Genomic DNA, 11,803 nt, shown 5'->3' with positions numbered 1-11,803 from the left:
AAAAAAAACTTGCAAAAAAGTAAAAGAAATTGTATTTTTAACTATGCAAGGAAGAAAAGAACTCACGCCAAAAATGCTCTATCAAGTTCATTTACAGGACCTGATTCCTGAGCATAATTTTTATCGATTGCTTGATACAGCTATCGATTTTCATTTTTTATATAAAGCTACTGCAAAGTATTATGGAGACGAAGGACAGGAGAGCATTGATCCCGTTGTGTTTTTCAAAATCTGTTTGGTAGGCTATTTAAACAACATAAATTCGGATAGGAAACTCATCGAATATTGCTCAAATTGTTTAGATGTTCGCCTTTTTATTCGGTATGACATTGACGAAGCATTGCCTTGGCACAGCACCATTAGTCGCACGCGTCAGTTATATGGTGAAGAAGTGTTTTTAAGTTTGTTTAAAGCCGTTTTAAAACTATGTGTTTCCAAAGGTATGATTCGCGGCAAGCGTCAAGCCGTGGACAGTGTTTTTATCAAAGCCAATGCCTCTATGGATAGTTTGGTAGAGAAAGAAGTATTGGAAGATGCCAGTGCCTTTGTAGATGAATTAGAAGAAAACAGCGAATTTAAAACTACCAGCACTAGAAAGAAACTAGTAGAACAACACCATAATTGGAAAAAAGAAGCTTACAAGAGCCAACCCAATCCTAACTTCAACATTGATAAAGTAGATGAACACGGCAATTCAATACGTCCGAGATTTGTATCGAATCACACCCATTATTCTCCCACCGATTCTGATGCTAGGGTAAGTGTAAAACCAGGAAAAGCAAGACAGTTAAACTATTTTGGACAAATAGCTGTAGACGATGCTCATCATGTAATAACAGGCGCCTGTTCTGATTTTGCAGACAAACGCGATAGTCAGTGCGTGCAAAAAATAGTAGAATTAACAGAGGAAAATCTAAATGAAAATGGCATTGAATTAGAAGAACTTTTAGCCGATGGAGGTTATAGTAGTGGAGAAGCGTTAAAATATTTGCACCAAAAAAACATCGATGCCTATATTCCAAACTTCGGACAGTACAAACCCGAGCGAGAAGGTTTTATTTTCAACAAAGAACTCAACCAATATGAATGCATCAAAGAAGGTTCCAACAAAGCCATTTTACTCTTTAAAGGCGAAAAGAACGATAGCAAAAGCTACACCAAAAACAGCTATCGAAGTAGTGAGCGCGATTGCAAAAACTGTCCACTACGAGAACAATGCTGCGGAAAAAGCACTAAGTATAAAAAGATAGATCACAGCATCCACAAGGAACACTACGATCGAATGCACCAAAAACTGACTCAAAACGCACGCTATGCCAAGCAAATGGTGCGAGTGAGAAGTAAAACCGTAGAACCAGTAATAGGAACGTTGGTCAATTTTACCAATATGAAGCGCGTAAACACAAGAGGAATCAAGCAAGCCAACAAACACGTTTTAATGGCAGCGTTGACCTATAATCTTAAGAAATACTTGAAGTTTATCACCAAAAAAACAAAAACAAAAGCCGGAGTTGTAAGTGAAATACAAGCAAAAGTACCAACTTCTCTAAAAACAGCTTTCATTGACTTGAAAACTGACTTTTTAAGGCATTTTATTTTTACAAACTACAACCTAAAACCAAAAATAAACCTCGCTTAAAAATCCTTAAACGAGGTTGTTTTTTACGCTTATCTTGAAATTTTACTTTTTTAAGAGAGTTGCGCAACAGCTACGTGTGTTACCAGCTGGCAATTTGTTCGTTATTTAAACACTTCTGTTAAATTTATTTTTTTCAAAAGGTGCTCAATACTTATACCTTCAATACTATCATATCTATTCATATTCTCAAGTATACTTAAAAAATAATCTCCATTCTCTGTTTTATCTATTACTGATTTAATTAAAAGTTTGTTTTTATTAGTGCTATTATCGTATTCATATATCTTATTTCTTGAATATGGATAGTTAATGTAATTATTGTAAGCATTTACTAAATAAACTTCAAGTTGAAGAATTTTTCTTTCATTATCTTCATTAACTTTTCCTTTTATAATTTCAAAAAAATCTTTTTGTAATTCTTCAATAGTTAATGCTTTGCTATTTATTTTACTATATAAATCTTCATAAATTGTTTTGATATAGACCAAAAAAAGAAAAAGTTGCGGTATAACATAGCTATTACTATCAAATGAACGTAAAGCTAATCTTGAATGTGAAAATATTTTTTCTTGTTGTCGTAATGAAATTAAACCGTTTGAAAATAATACTGAACAGATTTCTAAAAAATTACTTTTATCGGAATCTAGCGCTCTATATTTTTTTCGATCTTCTGAAATAAAAAACTGATCAAATTCAAAATAGTTATATAAATATTTATGAAAGATTTCATTTTCAGGCTCAGGAATAGAATACTCAATATCAATAAATCGTCTTAAATATTCATCAGCGTCAATCCTGTCACTGCCATAAACTCCTTTAACAGAATTTCCAAGTTGAACTTTATCAATTGATAATACGAAAACAATATTTGGAACTGAAAAAAAATGCTTTATTTGTTCTAAAATTGAGACGGCATAATCAGGTCTGCAACGATCAAGTTCATCAATTAAAAATATAAGTGGTTTACCCTCATTTGTATTGGCAATAAATTCTGAAAGGCTTTTGCGAAAATCTATAATTCCTTTTTTCTTTTTTGCATATTCGTTGACTTCATTTTCAAAAACATCATTTATACCTTTTGTAACATTAACTATCGCATCTTTAATTTCTTTTGTATTTATGTATTTATCAGCAATAGACTGTACTATTATTGGCGCAATATGCTTTGATAATATAGAAGCATTTTTTAAAGCAATTTTAAATTTAGGTTCGGTAGATTTAGTAGTTATATTTTTTAACTCACCCATTAAAGCTGTTAATGGATTGTTTTCGAAATCATTTTCCCAAGCGTTAAAGTAAACAGTTTGGAATTGTTTGTCTTTTAAATCTTGCTCCCACATTTTTATAAATGTAGTTTTTCCAGTTCCCCATTTATTGTTTATAGCTAAAACAAAACCATTTGAATAAGAGTTAACTAAATCCAATAATACATTTGCATATTTTCGTCTGTCTAATTTACAATTAGCGAATGGATTTCCAGATTCAATTTCTATATCAAAATGTTTAATACTCATTCATATAATTTTTATATTTCCGTCATTTTTTTGTGTTGCTTGCTGGTAACGTTTTGCTGCTTTGAGATGGCTGGAAGTTCGTAACCGCTCAATTTTCGGCTTAATGAAAACGTGCTGCGAAACGATAATTCCACTAAATTCCAGCTATATCAAAACAGCTGTTATCGTAATTTTGTTTGTGCCAGTTCTCTTTTGCACTTAAAGTGTTGTATTTATTGACTTTAAGAAATTGTAAAGAACATTATAATGCAATAAAAAGCAATGAAATACTTGTTTTGTTATACCTATTGTTGTACCTTCGTACCACGTTGCATCAGTTTGAAAGGCTTGTATTTATAAAGTTTTCACTTGTTTGCATTCGTTTACAAATATAGTACAACATTTCTAATTTTCTTTTATTATGGCATCAATTAAACTAATTTTAAGAACGCATCAAGTTGATCAAACTGGACATTCACCGCTTTATATCCGAATTATAAAAGATAGAAAAACGAAATTTATTACTGCTGGAGTCAAACTCAAAGAGAACGAGTGGGACGAAACAAAGCAGAAAGTAAAGAAGAACCATCCAAATAGCGGACGGATGAATGCCTCATTATCTCAAAAAATTGCTGATGCTGAAGGACAAGTTGCCGATATGGAACGTAAAGTAAAATCTGTTTCTATCAAAAAATTAAAGGAAGCCATAAAGGGAAAAGAAGTACCAAACTTTTTTGAGTATGCTTATGCTCGATGTGAAAAAATTAAAGGCAGCGTTTCGTTCGGAACCTATAAAAACTATTTGATTTATACCAAGAAATTTGAAAATTATATCGGAACAAAAGATGTTTATTTTGATGACATTTCAGTAACAGTTTTAAAAGATTATATGGCATTTATGGGAAACACTTTAAAAAATGGTGCAACAACGCAACGTTATTCGGTTATGATTTTGGCGATAATGTTCAAGGAAGCCATCAAAGAAGACATTATTCCAGAATATATGTATCCATTTAATAAACTTACACTAAAAAAAGATGCAGGAAAAAGAGTTTTTTTAAACAAAGAACAAATAGAAACTTTAACCAATTTAGAATTAAAAGAAGGACGAAAAGCCGACTTATGGCGTGACTTATTTATTTTTTCTATTTATGCGGGAGGTTTACGATTTAGCGATGTTATCGAGCTGCAATATTCAAATTACAACCAAGATGAACAAAGAATAAAAAAAGTAATCCGCAAAACTGGTCGAGTACACCAGTTTAAAATTGGAAAAGTTGCCATTGATATTTTAAATAAATACATCAAAAAAGATACTGAAATAGACGATTACATTTTCCCAATTATTGCCGATAAAAAGATCTATAATAAAAATGAAGAAACACGTTATTTTATTTCTTCAAAAGAAAATCATTCTGCCAATTTTCAACTCAACCGAATGGGTAAGTTAATGAAATTACCGTTTTCACTTTCATTTCATTTAAGTCGTCACAGTTTTGCTACAAATGCTTTAAATAATGGAATGCGAATAGAACACGTTTCAAAATTAATGGATCATCAAGATATTAGTACAACTCAAATTTATGCCAAAATAATAAGCGAAGAATTGGACAAAGCAGTTGATAATTACATTTTTTAATTTTCAGAAAGATTATAATAATATTTAACATAATTTCTCGTTATCTTAAAATTGAAATAAAGGTCATTAAAGCGTAAACAAATTGTTAATAAATTTTTTTGAAATCCTTGCTAAAAGGGTTTGGTTTTTGCTCTAATTTAGTAAAATAGAAAGTGCTAATTTTTAGAGCCAAATAGAAAAAATTTAGTTGAATTATACTAGGCAGATTTACTAGAATATTTCACAAAAAAGTAAATTATAGCTTGTAATTACATTTCAAACCCCATTGAAAACAATTTGTAAAATAGCGCTACTTGAATTCAAAAGTTCAAATTATCCAAACTTCTCAGTTTGTCGAAATGTTGGCGGTGCCTTTGGCACAGTCCACCAATTCTGATTTTGATATTATTATTGAAAATGAAATCACATTAAAAAATTATTGCGAAGCCATTATAAACAAAGTTTTTATTTTACCTCAAGCACTTTATCCTGAATTTATAAATTATCAATGCAATAAAGTTGCCGATGCTTTAATGTGGATAAATAAATTTGAAGAACTAATTTCGAATAATGAAAAACTATTTGCTAAAAGTTGTGCTTTAACTCGAGCTAGTAAATTAATATATTTGATTGAAAAGAAACGCTCAGAAATGCAATCATCGAGAGTAGTTGAAATTAAATATGAAACTCCGAAAAGATTTATAAATGCTGAAAGTGAAGATAGAATTTTTTCTTTTTTTGAGGCTAAAAAGCACATTGAAACATTACAGGAATTTGACGATAAAATATTTTTTTTAACCTCTGAATTATTGGAATATGAAGAAGCTGAAATTGTGTCAAATCATAGAACTCTAAAAGATTACAGTATTCAATGCGAAAAATTAATAGCTAAATTAGAAAGGTTAAAAAACCTAAATGATAAACGCATAAAATCAAAAGAAGATAGTTGTGATAACCTGCTAAAAACTAAAAAAATTCAATTCAATTGCAATGTAAATCAGTTTGTTGACATATTTTATCAATTACATCGTGAATTATTCTCAGAAGGCAAACCAATTATTGACGGTTCGATTAATGATCTAGTTGGAATGATAGTAAATTCGTTCGTAGATAAAGATGGAAATGAAATAAGTCCCCAAACCGTCGAAACCATACTCAAACCGTCAAGAGCCGACAAAAGACCTAAACCTCATAAAAGACTAGACATTGACAAACTGCTTTAAAACAAAATAGTCCCGCGGGACTATTTTGGGACTTTAGGACTTTTTTACTCTTACCACATTTGCACCATAACATTTAAAAAACTTTAAAAATGGATGCAATTATCTTCACAAAAGACCAGTTCACAGATCTAATGACAAAATTAGACACTATTCAATCTCAAATTTCTTTGAAATCAGATTCCAAAAAAGAAACTTTCTTAGACAATCAAGAATTTCTATTACTAATGAAAATTTCAAAACGTACTGCACAAACTTGGCGTGACGAAGGCAAAATTTCTTTCAGTCAAGTTGGAAACAAAATCTACTACAAATTGTCTGATGTAGAAAAATTGCTTACAGAACATTACAACAAATCTTTTAAAGGTCGATAGTATGCGCAGCTGTAACGGAACTTGTGAGGTTTGCGATTGCAAACTTCACAGAAGTGAGAACCAACAACCACCGACCAACAACTATAAACCGTAAAAGATGGTATCAATATTTAAGAATTTCAACGAAGTTATAGAACACAAAACAATCACTGCAATTCTGGACGAAATTAAAACAGGAAAGTACAAACCAGGTATTATTTACTTGCGTAAATCGCTATCTGAAAACAAATTAGAAGCCTACGAAAAAGCCAAAAAATCACTTCCAGCATTCACACCTTCAGGTAAATTTATTGGTGGTAGAAAATTAGAATTTCTAACTGAATATTCCCAATTCTTAATACTTGACATCGACAAGTTAAGTGAAATAGATTTGCAAAATGCAAAGCATTTGGCCAATCAATCGGAGTTTACTTTTGCGAGTTTTATTAGTCCATCGGGAAACGGTTTGAAAATTTTAGTAAAAATCGATACATCAAAAACCGAACACAAAGAAACGTTTCTAAAAGTTCAAGCACATTATGAAACTATTTTAAAACTAGAAATTGACAAATCGGGCAAAGATATAACAAGACTATGTTTTTATTCTTGGGATGAAAATTTATACCTAAATGAAAATTCTAAAACCTTTGTCACATCGAGCGCAGTCGAAATGCCTTTTTTAAACGAAAGCAAACCAACAACTGACAACCAACAACTAACAACCGACAACTGCGAAGCAATCTACAATCATTGCTTAAATTTCACAGAAAAAAAAGCACAATATATAGATGGAAGTCGTAATGTTTTTGTGCATCAATTAGCGTGCAATTTGAACCGTAAAGGCGTTTCATTGCAACAAGCATTAAGTTATATTTTAACCGATTTTGGTTATAATGAAAAAGAAGTAACCCAAACCGTTAATAGTGCCTACGGCAATATCCACGAATTTGGTAAATCAGAAAAACTTAACATACAAAATGAAAAACAAAAGAAAAAAAGTAGCAAGAATACAGATGATGAAGATGACGACGACGATGAAAAACCGAGAGCTACTCAAATTGACAAACTCGAAAACTTTTTATCAACAAGATATGTTTTTCGACATAATATAGTTTCAGGCAAATTAGAATTCCAAATTTGCAGCAGTCCCTCCCCTTTGGGGAGGTTAGGTGGGGCTAAAAAAAAATGGAATGTAATGAACGATTTTATTGAAAACTCAATGCTTAGAGAATGTTTAAAAGGTCGAATCAAAACAAATCTTTCATCATTACGAAATTTATTACATTCCGACTTTTGCCCAATGTTCAATCCATTCGAAGATTATTTTTATAATTTACCTAAATATGATGAATCGCAAGATTATATAACCCAATTAGCCAACACCATAACCACAACAAAACAAGACCTTTGGCAGCAGTGTTTTAAAAAATGGTTGGTAGCAATGGTCGGTTGTGTGCTTGATGATAAAGTTATAAACCATACAGTTATTGTATTTAGTGGCAAACAAGGATTAGGAAAAACAACTTGGGTAGAACGCTTAGTTCCAAAACAATTGAAGGAGTATTTATTTTCTGGAACTATCAACCCGAACAACAAAGACACTTTAGTTCAATTGGCAGAATGTATGCTTATAAATCTTGACGAATTAGAAAACCTAAACCGTTCCGAAATTGGCAGTTTAAAAGAGATAATTACTAAAACTCAAATTAGAATGCGCAAAGCCTACGGACACAACAACGAAACAATGCCAAGACGTGCATCGTTTGCAGGTAGTGTCAATACTGCACAATTTTTAAATGATAGTACAGGTAGCAGAAGATTTCTTTGTTTTGAGTTAGAAGGCATACAATACCAACACGAAGTGGATATAAATTTAGCATTTTCACAAGCATTGTTTCTTTTCAAAAGTGGGTTTAGACATTGGTTTGACCAGGAAGAAATCAAATCAATAACTGCAAACAATGAACAATACCAACTCCGAAGCCCAGAAGAAGAATTGCTTTTAACTTGGTTTGAACCAATCGAAAGAGAAAATGCAACACTATTTTTAAATGCTTCACAGATAGCTGCCAAACTTGCCGAAAGAACAAAATTAAACTTGAATGATGCAACAATAAACAAACTTGGTAAAGCATTAAAAAAACACAATTTCATAAAAATCAGTAAGAAAACAGGATATGTTTACGCAGTTAAAGAACTAACTTTTGAAGAAGTGGATATGAAAAATAAAGAACTTGAAACCGAGTAGTAAATAATAAATTTCAAGATTTTAAAAAATGGTATTAAATGCACTCTTTCTTATTCTTTTGAATGGATAGGCAGGATAACCAAATTTTACCACAAACATATTTTGTTTTTTTACAGTTTTAACTTTCGGAAAACTTACAATAAAATTAAAGCAAAACAGTGAATAGGTTGGATTACTTTGCACTTAAACAGCCACTTAAATCGGTTTTTTGTATTCAAAATAAAATAAAAAATGTTTCTATCTTTTTTTGGTTATCCTGCCTATCCTTTTTCAATTTCATTCTTTTACATTCCATTGCTTTTTACTATGTTTGTACAATATAATTTTTAATTTTACCCAAAACCCTAAAATGCTCATTAATCAATCTATTATTAGTGAAATCAAATCTATTATTGCAAATGCTAAAGACACTGCAATAAAAGCTGTTGACTACCAACGAACATTAATGTACTGGAATATAGGTAAACGTATTTTTGAAGAAGAGCAACAAGGAAAAGATAGAGCAGATTATGGGACTTATTTAATTAAATATCTTGCTGAAGAATTACAGCCAATATATAAAACAGGATTTTCTTATCGTCAATTGAACTGGTATCGTCAGTTTTATCGAACCTTCCCAATTGTGTCCGCACTGCGGACACAATTGAGTTGGACTCAATATAAATTACTTTTAGCACTCGATAATCAAGATAAAAGAGATTTTTACATTGCAGAAAGTGCGAAAAATAATTGGACATCTCGACAATTAGAACGGCAAATCGATAGTAGTTTATACGAGAGATTGTTAATGAGCAGTGATAAAAAAAATGTACTAGCCGTTGCAAGAAATGAGAAACAACCATCCGATGCTAGAGAAATTATTAAAGACCCGATGTTTTTAGAATTTTTGGAATTAAAAAGAGAATCTTCATATTACGAGAAAGATTTAGAAAGTGCGATTATCACACACCTTCAAGATTTTCTTTTAGAGTTAGGAAATGGTTTTGCATTCGTAGCAAGGCAAAAACGAATTCATATCGATGGCGATGATTTCTTCATAGATTTAGTTTTTTACAATCGTTTACTGCAATGCTTTGTAATTATCGAAATCAAAACCGAAAAGCTAACCCACCAAGATATTGGACAGTTACAAATGTATGTAAACTATTACGACAGAGTAGAGAAAACCGAAAATGAAAACCCAACTATCGGAATATTACTTTGCGCCAAGAAAAACGATGGTGTGGTAAAATTCTCATTGCCTGAAAACAATAAAAACATCATAGCAAGTCAATATCATTTATATCTTCCAACTGAAAAACAATTACTGGAAGAGGTAAAAAAAGAGTTGGATATTTTTGGAGACGAAAAGGAATAAAGTAACAATAATAGATAAAAAAGGCATTGATGTCATTTATAAATTTTGTAAATATTTAATTTCTGTAAAAAGTGAATATCAATTAAAATTATGCCTTGATTCAATTTTTTGTTTCAAAGATTTAAAAACCTTCTGCTAAAATAGATAATAATTTATGATTTTTAATTTCAATAGAGCGACCATTATTGATTAATATATTTTCGCTTTCAAAAAAACCAATAACTCTTACAACAGTCTCTTCGGATGTTTCACTGTATTTTGCAATATCGGCTTTGGTCATTGTTATTTCTGAAATATTATCTTTATTCTTGTACTTTTCGTTTAAAATAAGTAAAATCAATGCTATCTTTTCTTTAGCCGATTTGTGTGACAAAGACGAAATTAAATTTATCCAAACATTAAATTCATAACTTAAAATTTCTAATAAATTGAATGATAAATTGGGCGATTTTTTTGCTATTTCAATAAATTTGGCTCCATCATACAATTCAATTTGACTATCTTCAAGAAAAATTGCAGTTACAGGATGATTTTCATTACATAATAATGGTCTGAACCCAAAAAATTCTCCAACGGAATATACATAAACAATTCTTGTTTTACCATCAGGATTTAATTGCTCAATTTTTACTTTGCCAGTTTGGAGTCTAAAAACTGCTTTAGGAACAGCACCTTCTTCGTATAAAATTTCTCCTTTTTTAAAAGATATTATGGTTTTAATATCTTCTAAATCATTAATGTAAATGTCTTTTACTTTCTCTAAAAGAATATTGCTTTTGAATAAATATTTTGAAAGTTCTAAACTCATAATGAATTATTTTTAATTGGTTGACGGCTGTCAATATTTAGCTGATAAAGGTAATTTAACTTTGTAAAATAATAATCAAGAGTTGATTAAAAATAATTTAAAAAATAATAGTATGGATTTTAGAATAAACAACATATTAGTACCAACAGATTATTCGGCAAGTGCTAACATTGCTTTGAATGTAGCCATAGAAATGGCAAAACGACATAGTGCAACAATACATTTATTGAATATTGTTGAACCAATGGTTTTTGGAAAATTTGTTAATGTTGCTGGTACAATGATAAACATTCAGAAAAAAATGCTGAAAATTTCAACATTAAATATGATAAAGCACGAAATGTCAATTGTAAACAACACTGTTCTTAAAGTTGTTTCAAGTGTAGAAGTAGGATTGATTGATAGCGTTATTGAGGAATATGAGAAAAAAAATAATATTGATATTACTGTAATAGGTACACACGGAATTACAGGTTATGATGAAACTGTTTTGGGTTCGACAGCGATGACTATTATTAAAAAATCGAGTTGCCCTGTTTTGAGTATTCCACCATTTTTTGGAAAAACAAGTTTCAAATCGATACTTTTTCCTGTTCGTTTTGTAGAAGGAATTGAAGAAAAATACGATTATGTAAAACCAATTATTGAAAAAAATGAGGCAAGCATTCATCTACTTGGTGTTTTTGAACCTGAAAATAATGAAGAAATATATCCTATAACAGAAGAACTTCAAAACATTAAAAGAAAAATTAATTCAAGTGGATATGTGGTTTCTTATGAAGTATTAAGTAGTACCGATATAGAAAAAACGATTTTGCAAACTGCCGATTCAAAAAAAGCAGACTTAATAATTATCAATGCAACATTGGATAAAAAATGGTATCATTTATTTTCTGGAAATACCTTTACACATAACATTGTTAACCAATCAAGAACACCAGTTTTAAGCATTAAACCCGGAATTACTCAAGAAACTGTGGAAACTGCTTTAAAAGTTGTGTATTCAAGAGCACAACAATATCAACCATTAAATTTAGCAACAAAAAATTAAAAAAATCTAATCTTTA

Annotated in this window: 9 protein-coding genes; 7 read left to right on the top strand and 2 right to left on the bottom strand. The window is 30.6% G+C overall.

The window, feature by feature from the left end; translation table 11 throughout:
• Positions 1–1,639, top strand: a 1,639-nt coding sequence (locus tag FJV36_RS06120) for an IS1182 family transposase (RefSeq protein WP_233264556.1), incomplete at its 5' end; no start/stop codon positions are given.
• A gap of 101 nt (positions 1,640–1,740) precedes the next feature.
• On the opposite strand, the gene FJV36_RS06115 is transcribed toward FJV36_RS06120, so the two are convergent.
• Positions 1,741–3,153 (bottom strand): P-loop NTPase fold protein, encoded by a 1,413-nt coding sequence (locus tag FJV36_RS06115; RefSeq protein ID WP_158728243.1) that lies wholly within the window; start codon positions 3,151–3,153, stop codon positions 1,741–1,743.
• 400 nt (positions 3,154–3,553) lie between these two features.
• Between FJV36_RS06115 and FJV36_RS06110 the strand changes: the two genes are divergently transcribed.
• From FJV36_RS06110 to FJV36_RS06090, 5 genes are all read left to right on the top strand, one after another.
• Positions 3,554–4,771 (top strand): site-specific integrase, encoded by a 1,218-nt coding sequence (locus tag FJV36_RS06110; RefSeq protein WP_158728244.1) that lies wholly within the window; start codon positions 3,554–3,556, stop codon positions 4,769–4,771.
• 293 nt (positions 4,772–5,064) lie between these two features.
• On the top strand, positions 5,065–5,973 hold the full coding sequence (locus FJV36_RS06105; protein WP_158728245.1) for a hypothetical protein: 909 nt from the start codon (positions 5,065–5,067) through the stop codon (positions 5,971–5,973).
• An 89-nt stretch (positions 5,974–6,062) separates the two neighbouring features.
• Positions 6,063–6,344, top strand: coding sequence for a helix-turn-helix domain-containing protein (locus FJV36_RS06100; protein WP_158728246.1), 282 nt, complete (start codon positions 6,063–6,065; stop codon positions 6,342–6,344).
• A 97-nt stretch (positions 6,345–6,441) separates the two neighbouring features.
• Positions 6,442–8,571 (top strand): VapE domain-containing protein, encoded by a 2,130-nt coding sequence (locus FJV36_RS06095; protein WP_158728247.1) that lies wholly within the window; start codon positions 6,442–6,444, stop codon positions 8,569–8,571.
• 349 nt (positions 8,572–8,920) lie between these two features.
• Entirely contained in the window at positions 8,921–9,928 is a 1,008-nt protein-coding gene (locus tag FJV36_RS06090) for a YhcG family protein (RefSeq protein ID WP_158728248.1), read from the top strand.
• A 121-nt stretch (positions 9,929–10,049) separates the two neighbouring features.
• Here the strand turns inward: FJV36_RS06090 and FJV36_RS06085 are convergent, their stop codons facing one another.
• The gene (locus FJV36_RS06085) at positions 10,050–10,736 is read right to left on the bottom strand and encodes a Crp/Fnr family transcriptional regulator (RefSeq protein ID WP_158728249.1); all 687 of its coding nucleotides are present in this window, start codon (positions 10,734–10,736) and stop codon (positions 10,050–10,052) included.
• A gap of 112 nt (positions 10,737–10,848) precedes the next feature.
• On the opposite strand from FJV36_RS06085, the gene FJV36_RS06080 reads away from it, so the two are divergent.
• A complete protein-coding gene (locus FJV36_RS06080; RefSeq protein ID WP_158980914.1) occupies positions 10,849–11,787 on the top strand; it encodes a universal stress protein in 939 nt (312 codons plus the stop codon).
• The last annotated feature ends 16 nt before the right edge of the window (positions 11,788–11,803 follow it).

It is taken from the genome of Flavobacterium sp. I-STPP5a (assembly GCF_009764685.1).
Taxonomy (GTDB): domain Bacteria; phylum Bacteroidota; class Bacteroidia; order Flavobacteriales; family Flavobacteriaceae; genus Flavobacterium.
Note: the sequence above shows the minus strand (reverse complement) of the source record. Positions and strands in the feature narration are given on the sequence as shown.

What these genes read in the sequence shown, in the direction of transcription:
- FJV36_RS06110 (WP_158728244.1), top strand. Translation starts at nt 3,554, where the DNA reads ATGGCATCAATTAAACTAATTTTAAGAACGCATCAAGTTGATCAAACT.
- FJV36_RS06100 (WP_158728246.1), top strand. Translation starts at nt 6,063, where the DNA reads ATGGATGCAATTATCTTCACAAAAGACCAGTTCACAGATCTAATGACA.
- FJV36_RS06095 (WP_158728247.1), top strand. Translation starts at nt 6,442, where the DNA reads ATGGTATCAATATTTAAGAATTTCAACGAAGTTATAGAACACAAAACA.
- FJV36_RS06115 (WP_158728243.1), bottom strand. Translation starts at nt 3,153, where the DNA reads ATGAGTATTAAACATTTTGATATAGAAATTGAATCTGGAAATCCATTC.
- FJV36_RS06090 (WP_158728248.1), top strand. Translation starts at nt 8,921, where the DNA reads ATGCTCATTAATCAATCTATTATTAGTGAAATCAAATCTATTATTGCA.
- FJV36_RS06080 (WP_158980914.1), top strand. Translation starts at nt 10,849, where the DNA reads ATGGATTTTAGAATAAACAACATATTAGTACCAACAGATTATTCGGCA.
- FJV36_RS06085 (WP_158728249.1), bottom strand. Translation starts at nt 10,736, where the DNA reads ATGAGTTTAGAACTTTCAAAATATTTATTCAAAAGCAATATTCTTTTA.